Source organism: Vreelandella sp. 2A-K22, assembly GCF_054065485.1.
In genome coordinates this window covers 58,053-74,671 of sequence record NZ_JBSUGC010000019.1, presented here as the reverse complement: position 1 = coordinate 74,671, position 16,619 = coordinate 58,053, and the positions used below count along the sequence as shown (strand labels likewise).

22 protein-coding genes are annotated in these 16,619 nt (G+C 54.2%); 14 read left to right on the top strand and 8 right to left on the bottom strand.

What is annotated here, in order from left to right:
* Positions 1-94, top strand: a 94-nt coding sequence (locus ACW17M_RS21930) for an IS3 family transposase (protein ID WP_161463789.1), incomplete at its 5' end; no start/stop codon positions are given.
* Between the two features lie 61 nt (positions 95-155).
* Here the strand turns inward: ACW17M_RS21930 and ACW17M_RS21925 are convergent.
* Both ACW17M_RS21925 and ACW17M_RS21920 read right to left on the bottom strand, forming a co-directional pair.
* A complete protein-coding gene (locus tag ACW17M_RS21925) occupies positions 156-1,244 on the bottom strand; it encodes a histone deacetylase family protein (protein ID WP_041158652.1) in 1,089 nt (362 codons plus the stop codon).
* A gap of 150 nt (positions 1,245-1,394) precedes the next feature.
* Positions 1,395-1,871, bottom strand: coding sequence for a flavodoxin family protein (locus ACW17M_RS21920; RefSeq protein WP_233974532.1), 477 nt, complete (start codon positions 1,869-1,871; stop codon positions 1,395-1,397).
* Positions 1,872-1,964: 93 nt separating this feature from the next.
* On the opposite strand from ACW17M_RS21920, the gene ACW17M_RS21915 reads away from it, so the two are divergent.
* The 3 genes from ACW17M_RS21915 (at position 1,965) to ACW17M_RS21905 (ending at position 3,277) form a co-directional block, all read left to right on the top strand.
* The gene (locus tag ACW17M_RS21915) at positions 1,965-2,339 is read left to right on the top strand and encodes a thiol-disulfide oxidoreductase DCC family protein (RefSeq protein WP_400674573.1); all 375 of its coding nucleotides are present in this window, start codon (positions 1,965-1,967) and stop codon (positions 2,337-2,339) included.
* Between the two features lie 43 nt (positions 2,340-2,382).
* On the top strand, positions 2,383-2,859 hold the full coding sequence (locus ACW17M_RS21910) for a YbhB/YbcL family Raf kinase inhibitor-like protein (RefSeq protein WP_233974534.1): 477 nt from the start codon (positions 2,383-2,385) through the stop codon (positions 2,857-2,859).
* 76 nt (positions 2,860-2,935) lie between these two features.
* A complete protein-coding gene (locus ACW17M_RS21905) occupies positions 2,936-3,277 on the top strand; it encodes a zinc ribbon domain-containing protein YjdM (protein ID WP_233974535.1) in 342 nt (113 codons plus the stop codon).
* 76 nt (positions 3,278-3,353) lie between these two features.
* Here the strand turns inward: ACW17M_RS21905 and ACW17M_RS21900 are convergent, their stop codons facing one another.
* Positions 3,354-3,557: a putative motility protein gene (locus tag ACW17M_RS21900; RefSeq protein WP_233974536.1), complete on the bottom strand. Its 204-nt coding sequence runs from the start codon at positions 3,555-3,557 to the stop codon at positions 3,354-3,356.
* A 296-nt stretch (positions 3,558-3,853) separates the two neighbouring features.
* Between ACW17M_RS21900 and ACW17M_RS21895 the strand changes: the two genes are divergently transcribed.
* From ACW17M_RS21895 to ACW17M_RS21865, 7 genes are all read left to right on the top strand, one after another.
* Positions 3,854-4,318, top strand: coding sequence for an SUF system Fe-S cluster assembly regulator (locus tag ACW17M_RS21895; RefSeq protein ID WP_022522974.1), 465 nt, complete (start codon positions 3,854-3,856; stop codon positions 4,316-4,318).
* 78 nt (positions 4,319-4,396) lie between these two features.
* Positions 4,397-5,839: a Fe-S cluster assembly protein SufB gene (gene sufB, locus ACW17M_RS21890; protein ID WP_022522975.1), complete on the top strand. Its 1,443-nt coding sequence runs from the start codon at positions 4,397-4,399 to the stop codon at positions 5,837-5,839.
* A 73-nt stretch (positions 5,840-5,912) separates the two neighbouring features.
* Positions 5,913-6,662, top strand: coding sequence for a Fe-S cluster assembly ATPase SufC (sufC, locus tag ACW17M_RS21885; RefSeq protein WP_022522976.1), 750 nt, complete (start codon positions 5,913-5,915; stop codon positions 6,660-6,662).
* On the top strand, positions 6,659-7,999 hold the full coding sequence (gene sufD / locus ACW17M_RS21880) for a Fe-S cluster assembly protein SufD (RefSeq protein ID WP_457548088.1): 1,341 nt from the start codon (positions 6,659-6,661) through the stop codon (positions 7,997-7,999). Before sufC ends, sufD begins: the two co-directional genes overlap by 4 nt.
* Positions 8,000-8,025: 26 nt before the next feature.
* The gene (locus ACW17M_RS21875; RefSeq protein WP_233974538.1) at positions 8,026-9,321 is read left to right on the top strand and encodes a cysteine desulfurase; all 1,296 of its coding nucleotides are present in this window, start codon (positions 8,026-8,028) and stop codon (positions 9,319-9,321) included.
* Between the two features lie 36 nt (positions 9,322-9,357).
* Entirely contained in the window at positions 9,358-9,927 is a 570-nt protein-coding gene (sufT, locus tag ACW17M_RS21870; RefSeq protein ID WP_009287114.1) for a putative Fe-S cluster assembly protein SufT, read from the top strand.
* 18 nt (positions 9,928-9,945) lie between these two features.
* Positions 9,946-10,668, top strand: a complete 723-nt coding sequence (locus ACW17M_RS21865; RefSeq protein WP_233974539.1) for a SanA/YdcF family protein — start codon at positions 9,946-9,948, stop codon at positions 10,666-10,668.
* Positions 10,669-10,745: 77 nt separating this feature from the next.
* On the opposite strand, the gene ACW17M_RS21860 is transcribed toward ACW17M_RS21865, so the two are convergent.
* The 4 genes from ACW17M_RS21860 to ACW17M_RS21845 form a co-directional block, all read right to left on the bottom strand.
* Positions 10,746-11,192, bottom strand: coding sequence for a hypothetical protein (locus tag ACW17M_RS21860; RefSeq protein WP_009287112.1), 447 nt, complete (start codon positions 11,190-11,192; stop codon positions 10,746-10,748).
* An 87-nt stretch (positions 11,193-11,279) separates the two neighbouring features.
* Complete coding sequence (rimK, locus tag ACW17M_RS21855; protein ID WP_009287111.1) at positions 11,280-12,188, bottom strand: 30S ribosomal protein S6--L-glutamate ligase; 909 nt, start codon at positions 12,186-12,188, stop codon at positions 11,280-11,282.
* A gap of 41 nt (positions 12,189-12,229) precedes the next feature.
* On the bottom strand, positions 12,230-12,670 hold the full coding sequence (locus ACW17M_RS21850; RefSeq protein WP_009287110.1) for an ATP-dependent zinc protease family protein: 441 nt from the start codon (positions 12,668-12,670) through the stop codon (positions 12,230-12,232).
* Between the two features lie 33 nt (positions 12,671-12,703).
* A complete protein-coding gene (locus ACW17M_RS21845; RefSeq protein ID WP_457548087.1) occupies positions 12,704-13,741 on the bottom strand; it encodes a DUF3549 family protein in 1,038 nt (345 codons plus the stop codon).
* A 327-nt stretch (positions 13,742-14,068) separates the two neighbouring features.
* Here ACW17M_RS21845 and ACW17M_RS21840 point away from each other — a divergent pair, with 327 nt between their 5' ends.
* Positions 14,069-14,404, top strand: a complete 336-nt coding sequence (locus ACW17M_RS21840) for a YqcC family protein (RefSeq protein ID WP_027958669.1) — start codon at positions 14,069-14,071, stop codon at positions 14,402-14,404.
* An 80-nt stretch (positions 14,405-14,484) separates the two neighbouring features.
* Here ACW17M_RS21840 and ACW17M_RS21835 read toward each other — a convergent pair whose 3' ends face one another.
* Complete coding sequence (locus ACW17M_RS21835; protein ID WP_457548086.1) at positions 14,485-15,111, bottom strand: OmpW/AlkL family protein; 627 nt, start codon at positions 15,109-15,111, stop codon at positions 14,485-14,487.
* Positions 15,112-15,523: 412 nt separating this feature from the next.
* Between ACW17M_RS21835 and ACW17M_RS21830 the strand changes: the two genes are divergently transcribed.
* Positions 15,524-16,135, top strand: coding sequence for an AAA family ATPase (locus ACW17M_RS21830; protein WP_200890255.1), 612 nt, complete (start codon positions 15,524-15,526; stop codon positions 16,133-16,135).
* Positions 16,136-16,226: 91 nt separating this feature from the next.
* On the top strand, positions 16,227-16,556 hold the full coding sequence (locus ACW17M_RS21825; RefSeq protein ID WP_035538312.1) for a VOC family protein: 330 nt from the start codon (positions 16,227-16,229) through the stop codon (positions 16,554-16,556).
* The last annotated feature ends 63 nt before the right edge of the window (positions 16,557-16,619 follow it).

Here is a 16,619-nt window from a genome sequence, read left to right as displayed (position 1 = left end):
GCACTATATCCATTACTACAATCACGAGCGGATTAAGACCAAATTAAAAGGCCTGAGTCCGGTGCAGTACCGAAATCAGGCCTTGGCTGCTTAGTTTTTCACTGTCCAAGTTTATGGGGTCAGTTCACGAGGTGCCGTTTTTATGAGCAGCGAAATTATTCCGATTGAAAAGCCGTGCGGTGGAAATCCGCCGCGGCTTGGACTTCCGCAATGCCGCAGGTATCGGGCACAGGCACGGTGTTGCCCGCCAATACGGCAAGTACGGCTCTAGTGCCGTTGGACAGTGACTCCAGGTTGTAGCCGCCCTCTAATACGAACACTAAGCGGCCATCGCAGTGTTGTTCGGCCAGTTGTTGCAAGAAACCGGTCAGTGCGCCAAAACCCTCATAGGAAACGTTTAAGGCCAAATCGTGCCAGTGGGGGTCAAACCCTGCCGAAACTAAAATAATGTCGGGCTTAAACCACGCTGCGGCCGGAGCAAGAATGTCACGAAATGCCTTGAGATACGCTTCGTCGCCAGCGCCAGCCGGTAACGGAACATTGATGGTGGTGCCTTCAGCTAAACCGGCGCCCACTTCTTCCAGATGGCCTGAGCCGGGATAGAAGGGTGCTGCGCGGTGAATATCGAAAAACATTACGTCCGGCTCTGCCCAAAAAATATCCTGGGTGCCGTTGCCGTGATGGGCATCCCAATCAACAATCAGCACTCTTTCGCAACCCAGCGCGCTGCGCGCATGGGCTGCGGCGACCGCTACATTGTTGAATAAACAAAAGCCGCGGGCGCGAACGGGCTCTGCGTGGTGCCCTGGCGGGCGCACAAGTGCAAAGGCACTTTTAGCGCGCTTCTCCATGACCGCTTCTACTGCGGCAATGGCCGTTCCCGCGGCGACTTCGGCGGCATCGACGCTACCCGGTGAGACCGCTGTGGTATCCACATCCAACCAGGCATTTTTCCCGCGCAGGCTAAAAATATCGCTTAGATAGGAAGTGGTATGCACCCTGGCGAGTTGTTCATGGGTGGCTGCTTTGCCACCTTCAATGTGCAGGCCCGCAATGGGCGCTTTCTCAAGCAGGTGCTGAATGGCTTTCAAGCGGCCGGGGTGCTCGGGGTATTTCCACGGCACAGGGAGCCCTGCAAGCAGATGTCGAATGCGCTTATCGATCCGTTGAGGTAGAAAGTCGGCGTCAATATTGGGCTCGTGAGCGAGCACCCGATCATCATAGAAAGCAATGACTTTATGCATAATGGCTACCTAATGTACGTGCGTTAAGTAACAGCAGTAAATTCAAGCAAGTACTGCCGCCCTTTAATCGCACAATGGGCACGAAATGCTTATCTACAGTAAGGCAGGCTAGGCGAGGTTATACAATATCACTCTCAAACCATGTCACTTTCAAACAATGCCACTCTCAACACTAAACGCTAGGGTCATGCTGAGCTCTTCTACCTGATCTGCAAATGAGGGCTGCCACTCGCCGCGCAAAATGAGCGGTGGCTGTACCCATCGCCAGCGTAAGCCAGTGACGATGCTTTCTACTGCGCGTTGGGTGCCCGTGCCATCGTGCCCCGCGCGAATATAGAGCGCGCAGGGTAATCCCTGTTTCTTTTCAATGACAGAATAGTAGCTGCGATCAAAAAAATCCTTGAGGGCGCCGCTCATATAACCCAGGTTTTCTGTGGTGCCGAGCAGAATCGCATCGCAAGCAAGCACGTCGTCTGGTCCAGCTTCCAAGGGCGCTTTTACCACACAGTGCACCTGCTCAAGGTCGGAATGACTCGCGCCCTGGAAAGCCGCATCACGCAATAAGCGGGTATTCGCCGAAGGGGCATGGGCAACAATTAATAGCTGTTTTTTGAACTCAGATGTCATAGCCGTAGCCTAAATAAGCAGTGAATATGTAAAGGTTTGCGACTAGTACTGAAAATGCCACACTGCTTCAGTGTCGTTAATTAAAGAGGCTATATGCCCAATAATACCTCTATCAATGTCTTTTACGATGCGCAGTGCCCGCTGTGTCGTAAAGAGCGCCGCCGCTATGAGCGCTGGTCGGGGCAGCATGCCGCTGATATCGCTTGGCTTGACGTGAGTGAACATCGCCAGGTGCTACAGCAAAAGGGCGTCGATCCCGAGATAGCGCTGCGTTCCCTGCATATCGAAACGGAATCAGGGCAATTGGTGGAGGGGATCGATGCTTACCGTTTATTAATGAAGCGTATTCCCTTATTGGTGCCGGCTGCCTGGATCATTGGTCTACCGGGCATTAAATCGGGCTTGCGGGCGCTTTACGATGTCTGGGTTAAGCGCCGCCTGAAGAAACAAGGCCGGTGGAGTTGTTAGACTGGGAGTGAAAGACACATTAGATAGACCAAGGAGATAAAACATGGCATTTGCACTTTCATCGATGCAGGTTACCAGCTCGGCGTTTGCTGACCATCAGGCGATCCCTGCCAAGCACACCGGGGAAGGTGAGGATGTTTCGCCGGCACTTGCTTGGCAAGACGCTCCCGAGGGAACCCAAGGGTTTGCAGTGATCTGCCACGACCCGGACGCGCCGTTGGTCAAAGACGGTAGCTATGGCTTTGTCCACTGGGTGCTCTATAACTTACCCGGCGATATTCAGGAATTAACTGAAAAGACGGCGGCGGGCACCGTCGGCGCAAATGATAAAGGTGGTACTGGCTATTGTGGCCCGATGCCGCCAGAAGGGCACGGCAAGCATCTTTATTATTTCTGGGTGCTGGCGCTGGATCATCAAACCTCCCTCCCTGAAGGGCTCACGCTGGCTGAGCTGCTCAAAGAAGTAGAGCCGAACCTGCTAGGAATGAACCGTTTGGTGGGTACTTACCAGCGCGATTGATCTAGCCTCTGGCTGGACATTTTGCGTAACCCGTGTAGGCTCCATCGCTTTCTAACCGTGGTGATGGAGCCGTCTGATGAGTGACCTGCCTAACTGTCCTGCCTGTGCCTCTGAGTTTAGCTACGATGATGGCCTTCAATATGTCTGCCCAGAGTGCGGCCATGAGTGGTCAAAAGTCGCAGAAGAAGAGGGCGCTGATGAGGTTTCAGGCGTGCGTGATGCCAACGGTAATATGCTCGCCGACGGTGATAGCGTAACGGTGATCAAGGACTTGAAGGTTAAGGGAAGTTCACTGGTGGTTAAAGTGGGCACCAAAGTGAAAAGCATTCGCTTAGTTGAAGGCGACCACGATATCGACTGTAAAATTGACGGTATCGGCCCGATGAAGCTTAAATCCGAGTTTGTTAAGAAAGCCTAGCGCTAAAGCAGATCGTTAAAAAAATAGCCCCCTGGCATTGACCAGGGGGCTATTGATTTATCTAGCCTAACGTTTATTACGCAGTCGTATTAATCTGCGTACCTACGCTGCCGCTGGTAGCCAGCTGTGGATCTAAAGCAACGCTATCCATCAGGGCGGTGATTTGCGCTGCCTGGCCGTCTAATGCCTCTTTAAAAACCCCGAACTGAGCCTGTTGGATCGCTTGCGCCTGCCTCATATCCAGCGTTGCATTTACCATGTTGTTAGCTGCTACATCCATAGTCTGCCTCCTCCAAATATCGGGATGCCTCATACAGTAGGGGCATCTAATACGTTCTGACGCTATCAGAGTCGGCTACTCAATGCAAAGCAGCAGATACAGAAGTAATAGCTTTCCTAAATGATAATGATTGTTGTTTTTGATGCTATCAGCGCCGAACGTGCCGATATTTTGCGTAAATTGCTATCCATTTTGCTCAGGGGCTTCACATCAAATTTATACAGGACTAAAATGGTACTCAATTGACGTGGCGACCATTTGATTTGCTGCGTACTGATGACATAAAGGGAGTCGACATGCTTAAGCTTTCTCGGCTGACAGACTATGCCGCGGTGGTCATGGCGCAAATTGCCCGCCATTCCCAGGCGTCGCATGCAGCGGCAGAGTTAGCAGAGGCCGTGCAGTTGCCCCATCCGACGGTGAGTAAAACGCTCAAAATGCTAGTGCGGGCAGGGCTGCTGGTTTCTCAGCGTGGCGCCCAAGGCGGTTACCGCCTGGCCCGGCCCGCATCGCAGATTACTGCCGCCGATATTATTGCGGCGATTGAAGGCCCCGTCGCCATGACCGAGTGCAGCCAAGCAGAAGGCGATTGTGAGCTTGTGGCTACCTGCGGTGTGGCAGACAACTGGCAGCGGGTCTCCTTGGCCATGCGTACTCTGCTAGAGAGCGTGACCCTGGCGCATCTGGCTGATACAGCGCCGATTAAGCTGCCAGTACAACTGCCTATTCAAACGATCAGCCTGTCGGCGGCGTCGGCCTAACGGCGGCGCGAGTACAGCAGGCCTAATTTATTATTAAAGGCGATGACCTCGCCACCCAACTGCCCGGAGGGTATCACCATGGCAAGCGAAGAAATGGAACAGTTGGTTCGTCGCGAATACAAAGATGGCTTTGTAACCGATATTGAGAGCGACACCCTGCCACCTGGCCTGGATGAAAACACCATCGCCTTTATCTCCAAAAAGAAGGGCGAGCCGGAGTGGATGCTGGAGTGGCGTCTGGATGCCTACCGCCAGTGGTTGAAGATGGAAGCTCCTTCCTGGGCGCATCTCGACTATCCGCCGATTGATTACCAATCGATCTCCTATTTCAGTGCGCCGAAACGCCCGGAAGACCGCCCGCAAAGCCTGGATGAAGTGGATCCCAAACTGCTGGAAACCTATGAGAAACTGGGTATTCCGTTGCACGAACGCGCCGCGCTGGCAGGTGTTGCCGTCGATGCGGTGTTTGACTCCGTTTCGGTCGCCACTACCTTCAAAAAGCAGCTTGGCGAAGCAGGGGTTATCTTCTGCTCCATTTCTGAAGCCATTCGCGACTACCCGGAACTGATCAAACAGTACTTGGGCACGGTCGTTCCCGTGGCGGACAACTACTTTGCCGCGCTGAACTCAGCGGTGTTTACCGATGGCTCCTTTGTGTTTGTGCCAGAAGGCGTGACTTGCCCGATGGAGCTGTCTACGTACTTCCGCATTAACGCGGCCAACACTGGCCAGTTTGAGCGCACGCTGATTATTTGCGAAAGCCGTGCCCAGGTCTCTTACCTGGAAGGCTGTACGGCTCCAATGCGCGATGAGAACCAGCTTCACGCCGCGGTGGTCGAGCTTGTCGCCCTGGACGACGCCTATATCAAATACTCCACCGTGCAGAACTGGTACCCCGGTGATGAAAATGGCGTAGGCGGTATCTATAACTTCGTCACCAAGCGCGGTGATTGCCGTGGTGACCGTTCACGGATTAGCTGGACGCAGGTAGAAACCGGCTCGGCGATTACCTGGAAGTACCCCTCCTGCGTACTGCGCGGCAAAGACAGTATCGGCGAGTTCTACTCCGTCGCCGTTACCAATGGTCGCCAGCAGGCCGATACCGGCACCAAGATGATTCATATTGGCGAAGGCACGCGTTCGTATATCGTCGCTAAAGGTATCTCAGCGGGCAGGAGTGACCAATCCTATCGCGGCCTGGTGAAAATTGGCCCGCGGGCCAAAGGGGCGCGTAACTTCACCCAGTGTGACTCGCTGTTGATAGGTGATAAGTGCGGTGCGCATACTTTCCCTTATCAGGAAATTGGCAATAGCACGGCGACCATTGAGCACGAAGCGACGACCTCGAAAATCGGTGAAGACCAGCTGTTCTACTGCCAGAGCCGCGGTATCTCTGAAGAGGATGCGGTCAGCATGATTGTTAACGGCTTCTGTAAGGATGTCTTCCAAGAGTTGCCCATGGAGTTTGCCGTTGAAGCCGAAGCGCTGCTCAATGTGACCCTGGAAGGCGCGGTCGGCTAACCGCTGCCCATTTATTCCAATTAATTATATTAGTGTCGCCGTGGCGACTCGCCAGAATCAGAAGGTATTCAATATGTTGCAAGTGAATGATTTACACGTCTCCGTCGAAGGTAATGAAATCCTCAAAGGCTTGACCCTGACCATCAAGGCGGGTGAAGTGCACGCCATTATGGGGCCGAACGGCGCGGGTAAATCGACGCTATCCGCGGTGATTGCCGGTAAAGATGGCTACGAAGTTACCCAGGGCACGATTACCTTTGAAGGCAAAGACGTGCTCGAAATGGAAATTGAAGAGCGCGCCCAGGCTGGCTTGCTGTTGGGTTTCCAGTACCCGGTCGAGATTCCAGGGGTTAAAAACATTTACCTGCTGAAGTCTGCGCTTAATGCCCAGCGCGTAGCCCGCGGCGAAGGCGAAATGCCAGCGCCGGAGTTTATGAAGCTGGTGAAAGAGAAGCTTGGTTACATGAAAATGGACGCTAGCTTCCTACAGCGCGCCGTTAACGAAGGTTTCTCAGGCGGCGAGAAAAAGCGCAACGAGATCCTGCAAATGCTGGTGCTTCAGCCGAAGCTTGCCATGCTCGATGAGATCGACTCCGGCCTGGATATCGACGCCATGAAAGTGGTCGCCGATGGTGTCAACAGCCTGCGCGCTGAAGACCGCGCCATTCTGCTGGTCACCCACTACCAGCGTCTGCTGGATTACATCGTGCCAGACCAAGTTCATGTACTGGTCGATGGCCGTATTGTCAAAACCGGTGACGCCGAGCTGGCCAAACAGCTGGAAGCCAATGGGTACGAAGGTATCGAGGAGTCTGTGGCATGAGCGATACGCAAACCTTTTTAGACACGCTGAAGGCGCGCAGCTCGAACTACACAGCGGAACCGACCTGGATTGCTGCTCGTCGCCAGGCGGGTGCTGCACGTTTTGAGGCGCTGGGTTTTCCTACGCGTCGCGATGAAGAGTGGAAGTACACCGACGTACGTTCGATTGCCCAGGGCAACTTTGCAATAGCCGACAACGCTGAGTTCTCTCCGGCCACCGCCGCGGCGCTAACGCTGCCGATTGATGCCTACCGGCTGACCTTCGTGGATGGCGTTTTCTCATCGGCGCTCTCTGATTTGGGTTCACTGCCGTCAAGCGTTCAGGTATTACCGCTTTCCAAGGCGCTAGCAGAGAACCACGAAGCCGTGGGTGGCCCGCTTGGGCGCCTAACCGGGGTGGATTTTTCGCCCTTCGCCGCGCTAAACACGGCGTTTATGGAAGAGGGGGCAGTGGTTCGCATTGCACCGGGAACAGTGGTTGAGAAGCCCATCCTGCTGCAGTTTCTGTCCCGCGCAGGCCAGCCGGTGATGTGTCACCCGCGGGTGCTGGTGGAGGCAGGAGGCCGCAGCGAGGCGACGCTGATTGAGCACTACACAGGTGAAAGCGAAGCGACGAACTTCACCAACGTAGTTGGCGAGCTGATGCTAGACCGGGGCGCGATACTGGCCCACTACAAGCTGCAAGAAGCGCCGTTGGGTGATTTGCACGTGGCGAGCATTCACGTAGAGCAGGGCCGCGATACGCGCTATACCTCCTATAACCTGAGCCTGGGCGGTGCGCTGGTGCGCAACGATCTGATCAGTGACTTGAACGGCCAGGGCGCTGAAACCAACTTCCTGGGTCTGTTCTTTGGTCAGGGTCGCCAACACGTCGACAACCATACCAAGGTCAACCACAATGCGCCGCTGACGTTCTCCAATGAGAACTACAAGGGCATTCTGGATGATCGCGCCCACGGGGTGTTTAACGGCAAGGTCTACGTCAAGCGCGATAGCCAGAAGATCGAAGGTTTTCAGAGTAATCAAAACCTACTGCTATCGGATCGCGCCCACATTGATGCCAAGCCTGAGCTTGAGATTTACGCCGATGACGTTAAGTGCTCACACGGCACGACTACGGGCCAGCTAGACGAAGAGGCGATTTATGCGCTGCGTACCCGCGGTATCGATGAAGCCACCGCTCGCGGTCTGCTAACGCTCGCTTTCGCTGGCGAGGTGTTGGACAAAGTCACCCTGGATGCGATTGCCGAGCGCGTTGAGTTAGCGGTCGCCGGTAAGCTGCCAGAGCGCTTCAACCTTGCCGGGCTTGTCGAAGCGGCGGTTTCACTTAACGACTAGCGCCACTACCCAATCAGGAGCGTCTGATGCCACATTCCGTTATTGAGCCAACGCACAGCCCTTTGCAATCGAGTTCTTTGCAAACAAGCCCTGCGCAAGCGACCTTTGATGTTATGCGCCTGCGCCAGGACTTTCCGGTGCTGGCCCGTGAGGTGCACGGCAAGCCGCTGATCTATTTAGATAATGCGGCCACTAGCCAAACACCTCAGCAGGTGATTGACGTGTTTAGCGATTACTACTCGCGCTATAACGCCAATATTCACCGCGGGCTGCATACTCTCGCCGATGAGGCGACGGCGGCGTTTGAAGGCACGCGCCACCGGGTTAAGGCGTTCCTTAATGCGGAAGATGCGCGTCAGATCATCTTTACCCGCGGCACCACGGAAGCGATTAATCTGGTCGTGCATAGCTGGGGGCGTGCAAATCTTGCACCTGGCGATGAGGTGTTGATTTCGATGTTGGAGCATCACTCCAATATTGTTCCCTGGCAGCTGTTGGCCGCCGAGATTGGCTTTACTATTAAGGTGATTCCCGTTGAGGCCAACGGCGCGCTGGATATGGCTGCCTATCGCTCGCTGCTGAGTGAGCGCACTAAGCTGGTGGCGGTGAACCATGTCTCTAATGCTCTGGGAACCATCAACCCGGTGCAAGAGATGGCAACGCTTGCCCATCTGCAGGGTGCGCTGATTCTGATTGATGGTGCTCAGGCAGCACCTCACCAAGTGGTCGATGTGCAGGCAATCGATGCTGACTTCTATGCCTTCTCTGGCCACAAAGTGTATGGGCCGACAGGCGTTGGTGTGCTCTACGGCAAGCAGGCGCTGCTTGAAGCGATGCCGCCCTGGCAGGGGGGCGGGGAGATGATCAGTACGGTCTCCTTTGATGCGGGTACCACTTTTGCCGCTATTCCGCATAAGTTTGAAGCGGGCACGCCCGCTATTGCGGAGGTCATTGCCCTGGGTCGAGCGCTTGAGTGGATGGAGAGCATTGGCATAGATGCCATCGGCGCCTGGGAAGGCCAACTGCTCGATCACGCTACCCAGGCGGTCGGTCAAATCGATGGTCTACGTATTTTAGGCACTGCGCCGGATAAAGCGGCCGTTCTTTCCTTTATTGTGGAAGGGGCGCATTCGCAAGATATTGGCTTGCTGATCGATCAGCTTGGCGTCGCTATTCGTACCGGTCACCACTGCGCGCAGCCCTTGTTGCATCATTTTGGGGTCGACGCGACGTGCCGCGCTTCATTTGCTGCGTATAATACCCTCGAAGAAGTGGATCGCTTTGTAGAAGCACTCCAACGTGTCATTGGTATGGTGCGTTAAGGTCGGTTCTTTAAGAATCGTCATTTAAGGACAGTTATGGATCTTGAGCAAGTTGCCAGTCTGGAACGTGGCCAACAGTTACCGCTCCAGCGCGATGTGGAAGCCATTGCCATTCCGTTTGGCAGTACGGAAACACTGGCTGAAGATAGCGTTGTTAGCGTTATGCAGGCGAAAGGCAGTACGGTAAGCGTCGGTTTTGAGGGGCGCCTCTATTTGATTGAGGGGCAAAACCTGGATGCCCTGGGGCTTGAGTCGCTACCGCGTCCTACGCTGCCCGAAACGGCGACCGAGGAGGAGATCGAGCAGTTCGTGTGGGATCAACTGCGCACCTGCTTTGACCCGGAGATACCGGTCAATATCGTTGACTTGGGGCTTGTCTATGGTTGCCGCATCGAGCGCCTTATCAGTGGTGAGCGTATGGTAACTATCCGCATGACGCTGACCGCCCCTGGATGTGGGATGGGCGATGTGATCGCGGCGGATGCGCGCAATAAGATCCTCGGTGCGCCGCAGATCAGCAAGGTTCACACCGAAATAGTTTTCAGCCCGCCCTGGAGCCGTGACATGATGAGTGACGAGGCCAAGCTTGAACTCGGCATGTTCTAACCCCGGCTGGGGAGCTGGATGCATAACGTGTTATTAACGTGGTCGAAGCGTTTTTTAATGTCGCTAGGAGCACTGTTGCTGCTGGCGACATTGCTGTTTATAGGCGGCAATTTTTGGGTGCTCGCGACTACCGCTGCATACATTGAGCGTCAGCCGCAGCAGTGTCATCCAGCAGAAGTGGGGATTGTCTTCGGCACGTCTCACTGGACGCGTAGCGGGGTGCGAAACCCGCACTTCCATGCGCGCATGCGAACCGCTGCTACTTTAATTGAGCAGGCTCAGGTCGAGCATCTTTTGCTCTCTGGGGATAATCGTACCCAGGCGTATAACGAGCCGCGCGCAATGTGGCGCGAGCTGTACCGACGCGGTGTCGCGCCTGAACAGCTGACCATGGATTTTGCTGGTTTTAGCACCTACGACACGCTAGCGCGTGCCCGGGACGTTTTTCAGCTGGATAAAGCCCTGCTGATCACCCAGAGCTGGCATCTTCCCCGCGCGGTATTTATTGGTCGTGCGCTAGGTATCGATGTCACTGGCTGTGTGGCGGATGACCCTACCGTAGCAGTGGGGTGGCGTTTAAAGCTGCGCGAGTGGGCAGCGCGCGTAGCCACCCTGGGCGATCTCTATGTATGGGGGAGGGAGCCCTATTTTCTCGGTACGCCTGAGCCCATCGAATTACCCAGGCGGACGCCCATAGACCTTATTCTGCCATCACTAAACGAGCGCTTTAGCCCTCCATAGCCCTTTGACCAGGCCCTTGAGCATAGAGGTCCTGAGCATAGATAGCTTAAAGCCCCTAGCAGCGTGCCTATAGGGCGTTAACGGTGGGTTTTGCGCTTTTGCAGCGCATACAGCTCGCGGATAAGCTTACGGCATCCCTGCATGCACTCTTCTACCACCGGTTCAATTGGATCGGGTAACGGGTGGGTATACAGTGAGGAGAGCGCCTGCATTAATACACGCTCTTGCTCCAATAGCTCATTGATGAGTACTTGGCTATCGTTGCCGACAAAGCTTTTTAGACGGCTCCACAGCCATAAAAAATCATCGCGCTCAACGTCTGCATCCCGGGGCAGCATTTTTAAATGCGCACGGGCCAGATCCTGCAGCTGGCGCATTTGCTTGAGCCGCGCAGCATAATGCGGCTTTAAAGCGTCACGCAGCGACGGGCGCAGGCGTTCAATATTGTCTTGGAAATAATCAATGCTATCGGCCAGCGCTTCCAATACGCTGTCCATCGCCACTTGGCGATTATCGAGAAACATGAGCGTCTACCTCCTTCGGTGACGCAGATTGTGGGGGTGACAGCGACTATTTGCCACCCCCGAAACGGATTATTTTAATATTTTGCCTTAGCCTTTAGGCTTGGGCGGTGCTTTACGGGCTGGTGAAGCGTTTCTTTCAATGTGCTCAATGATCATTCCCGCAATATCTTTGCCGGTGGCGTTCTCAATGCCCTGCAAACCAGGCGAAGAGTTAACCTCCATAATCACCGGGCCGTGATTGGAGCGTAGCAAATCGACACCGGCAACGCGCAGACCCATGGCCTTGGCTGCACGGATCGCCGTTGAACGCTCTTCAGGGGTGATGCGGATCACGGTGGCGGTGCCGCCGCGGTGTAGATTCGAGCGAAACTCACCGTCCGCCGCTTGGCGCTTCATTGAAGCCACCACTTTATCGCCAATCACGAAGCAGCGAATATCGGCGCCACGCGCCTCTTTGATGTACTCCTGCACCATGATATTGGCTTTCATGCCCATGAACGCTTGAATGACGGATTCAGCGGCCTGGTTGGTTTCCGCCAATACCACACCAATCCCCTGGGTGCCTTCAAGCAGCTTGATGACCAGCGGCGCACCTTTGACCATGGTGATTAGGTCGGGAATGTCATCGGGGGAGTGGGCAAAGCCGGTAATCGGTAGCCCCAACCCTTTACGCGACAGCAGTTGCAGTGAGCGCAATTTATCCCGCGAACGGGTAATCGAAACGTTATCGTTGATAACGTAGGTGCCCATCATTTCAAACTGGCGCAGCACCGCACAGCCGTAAAAGGTGACCGATGAACCAATGCGCGGGATCACCGCATCGAAAGGCTCAATCTCTTGGCCTTTATAGTGGATCGAAGGGTGGTGCGAGGTAATGCTCATATAGCAACGCAGCGTGTCCACCACGCGGGCGGTATGCCCACGCTGCTCTGCGGCTTCAACCAGGCGGCGGGTAGAGTACAAATTGCGATTGCGTGACAGCAGAGCGATATGCATGTAGGAGACTCCGAGCTGAGATTGAAGCGACTAATAAGGGGTTAAGGCTCACCGTGCAAGAATGCGGCACCGGGGGCCACCAGGAGGCGGCGCATGGCGCTACGGCCTAGTAGCATCGGGTGGCGCATATTGCTGCGGTCAGTAAGGGTCAGTTCAATGGGGAAATTCAAGTCGCCCATCTGCATCGGGGTACGTATAACATAGCGCCACTCGCTATGACCGTTGGAACTGGTGACCCGGCGTCGATCATGCAGGTGCAATCGGAAGCGATGCGCTGGCGTGTCTGGCCCTCCGCTATGGGTGATAAAGCTAACCCACAGTTGACCATGGTCATCTTCATCGGTCTCTATCTCTTCTGCATGCAGAGCAGATGTTCGCGCGCCAGTGTCAGCTTTACAGCATAGGTGAAGCCCTAGTTCAGGTAGCGTCACCATCTCGCGGCGGCCAATGACCGCTTTGGCCTGATAGGGTAATTCCTTCACGGCTCACTCCTTGCAATTAAAAGTGACATCGGATCAAGCGTTCCTCTGTGACATCATCAGTGTCAAACGGCGTTGAGTTGCGGAGCCAGCAGGCGCATCCCGCAGTGCCATCATGACCGGTAAGCGTAGTCGTGGTATTAACGCAATATCACGCACTACGGCGGCAAAATCGCTACGCTCATCTTCTGCTAAGCGTTGCAGAAAAAGTGGCAGGCGCTGCGCGTCTTCAAGATAGCCCCAGCCGCGCCCGGCTATTGCCGCGAGCACATCCGGCCCACAGGCCGCTGAGTCGTTAAGTAAGGCCGTGTACCAATTACCCACCTCTGATGCATCCGTATTGCCCACTGCGCGCAGGCAGGCACACAGCGTTTCGATGTCGCCCGCTTGTGCAGCGGCTTCGCCACGACGCTGCAGTGCCGCGACTAACGCCTGTGGCAATGGCTGGTGCTCTAAACAGTAGCACAAGGAGTGGATAACGGCGGTAGGCAGTTCAGGCAACCGCTGCGCGAGCGATTCAGCGTCAAGTGTTTCCATTCTCACGACGTAATCGGCAATCCCTTGTAACCCCAATGCCTGCCAATCGATCGCTTGCTGGCCGCTCAAGTAGGCATCAACCGGCTCAAAATGCTGGCTGGCGGGTAGCCCACGCGCATGGGTGGCGCGTGCATTGAGCATGGCTTGGAAGGTGATGCTAGGCGTGAAGGCGAGGGGATTATCCTTCATTAAGTGATCCACGTCCGCTGTTTCTTCACGACCCACGTTAGAAACCGCGCGCCCCAGTGTTTCCAGCAGCCGGTTTAAAAACGCATCGCGCTGGGCGGGGGCAATCATTCCCTGCTCGTCCAGTGGTAAGGCTAAGAACCAAATAGCCGGTTCGGGCATATCGCCAAGGCGAAACACAATGGCTAAGCGCGCTTGGCCTTGCCAGGGTTCTGGCCAGGCCATTTCGCCACCTTCAAAGGCGGCAAGTGACTCCCGCGGGCAGGAGACGACATGACGCCCCATATGGTAAAGGGAAACCTCGCCACCGCTGCGGGTAAAAAACTCATCAAGGGTTTGAATTGGTTGCATGACATCCTTCCGCGTTGCAAGCCTGCACTCTACCTTGCTGATGTGACACTGTCAGCCGCAGAGGCTGATAAAACATGGTGTTAATGACAGTGCCTTAAGGCATTAGCATTAATGACAATGCGGTTAAAAATTAATCAACTGTGCGAAAGCCCCATGAGAGCAAGCGTTGCGACACCTTTCCATAGTTTATCCACAGGCTCGTGCAGGTTTTCTGTGAGTCTATGGATAACTTCCCGCAAGCGTTGATAGGTGGCAAGGCACTCGCTGAGTGGGGATAATGGGCAGACGACACACTTTTCATTTTCCGAGGTAGTGACACACGTCTTTATGAGTACTTATCAACCGCTGCAGACAGCACTTCTAGAGCTTGAGGCGTCGATGAAAGCCGCCGATCTATGGCGCATGCCAACACCCGATGCAGAGGCGTTTGCCAGCCAGCAGCCATTTTGCATCGACACGATGTCGCTGCCTCAATGGGTACGCTTTGTGTTTATTGCCCGCTTGAACGCTTTGATGGATGCCCGTGCAGCCATGCCCGCAAAGTGCGAGGTGGCTCCCGCCGTGGCGGCCTATTTACAGCAGGAGAAAACACCCGCCCACCACCAGCTGCTCATCGTGCGGGCGGTAGAGAAGGTCGACCAGATCGTCACTGAAAGCGCTTAAAGCGGCATGCTACTAAACGCACAAAGCCCACCGTGAGGCAGGCTTTGTGGATAACATCCGCTAGCGGTTTTGCAAGTGGCTTAGAAGCGGTAACTGAGGCCTGCCATGACCACGAGAGGATCGATCTCAACGGTACCTGCCGCCGCACCGTTAACGCTCGCATCGGTATCAATATCGATGTACCAAGCAGCGGCGTTCAGCGCCCAATGGTCATCAATTAATAGATCAACACCTACCTGGCCTGCCGCTCCCCAGGAGTCATCCAGGTCTAAATCACCAATCGTCAGCTCCTCATCGGAGAAAAAGGTGTAGTTAATACCGGCGCCGACATAGGGCTGTACGCGTGACTGAGTGCCGCCCAGCGGGTAGTACTGCAGTGTTAGGGTCGGCGGCAGGTGCTTGGTTGAGGCAATGTTATCGCCGTTTAAATGGATGTCGTGTTCAAACGGCAGCGCCGCCAGTAGTTCCACGCCGACTTTATCGTGGAAGCGATAGCCCAAGGTGAACGCGAAATCGGTTTTATCCTTTACATCCACTGATAGCGCACCGTTGGCCAGTGAGCCGTTGTCGCTGGTGGGGGCGACTTTGGCCACACCCACGCGGGTGAAGAAATCGCCAGCGCCGTAGGCGAATGCCTGGCTGCTGGTCATCATTGCCGCAGCGGCAACAGTGGTGACGAATAATGTAGGCAGGGCGGCTTTACGCATGGGATCACTCCAGGTGTTAACGCAGATAGTAAGATTAGACGGCTTTTCGATAGCCGCTTAACGATGAAACCAGTGTAACGAGGCCCAGGGAGTGGATTATTGATCCAGGGCAAGAGTTATTAGACATGGGGGGTTAGGGGGAGGGGCGGCTGGAGAGACCTAATTCAGAAGCGGGCTGCTAACCATTTGGCTTGCCCATTTGTATGGATGCATGCGCAGTGATATGAAGTATTTTTAGTCTGTAATGCGTGTTTTTCTGATACGCTCAGCAAGAGGTATGATCAAATATTGCCAGAATATTGTTTATAAAAATAAATTAAAACAGCAAGTTGTAAAACATCTGCTCGTGTTTATAGGCAATGCGAAAAGATGGTCAGGAATGAGCATGCGCATTTTTCTAGCGAGCATTTGAATGGGAGTTGGTAATTTGCCCATTACTATTAACACATTGGAGTTTTTTTATGGTGTTACGCTTTCTAGGAAAATACGTATGCGCAGAAATAAACTGCTATGCAATACGAGGCAAGAAATGAAGAAAGGAGTGTTGACATTTTTCTGCGGGAAAATGGGGGCAGGGAAAACTACAAAGTCTCTTGAAGTTTCCCAAGAACGAAACGCCGTACTGCTTTCAGAAGACGAGTGGCTTGCGTCGGTTTATCCCGATAGCATTAAGACACTGGAAGATTACGTAAAATATGCTGGACGGCTCAAGCCTCAAATGAAGAAGCTGGCTCAGTCGATCTTGGCGTCAGGCACTAATGTGGTAATGGACTTTCCTGCAAATACGATTCCGCAACGAAAATGGCTTAGAAGTGTCTTTTCAGAGATTCAGGCTCCCCATGAGCTAATTTACATTGACCAGCCAAATGATACCTGCTTAGAGCAGATAGCCAAAAGGCGTGCAGAACAACCGCAGAGAGCGACAACGGATACTGAAGAGATGTTTGAGCAGGTTACAAAGTACTTTGTTGCGCCCACACCTGATGAAGGGTTTAACATAACTGTAATTTCGGCAAATGGATAATAGCCGCAGGTACAGCGACTGCTTGTACGTTGCGGCTGCGCCTTTATTACAAAGCCGCGCACGTTGCAGCGTTATGTCATTTTGGTGAATTATGAAACTTGATTTGTTCGTACTACGGTGCAGCGATTTGCGGGCCAGCAAGCAGTTCTATGAGCAGCTCGGTTTCAGCTTCGTGGAAGAGCAGCATGGCTGTGGGCCAGTGCATTACTCGTCAGAAAATGCGGGGTTTGTATTCGAGTTGTATCCATTGGTTAGCAGCGAATCAGTAGACAACACGCGACTAGGATTTTCAGTGGAAGGTCTGGGCAATATCATCCCTGACTTAGAATTAGTGGACCAGTATAAGTTTGGCGGAAAGCATGTTTATGTCGTCCAAGATCCTGATGGCAGAAAGGTTGAGCTTAGTGAGCAGAAACCATAACAAGCGGCATCACGGTGAGCGCTTTTCCGCTGCTCCAAAGCGCAGCTTGTACCGGGAGTTATA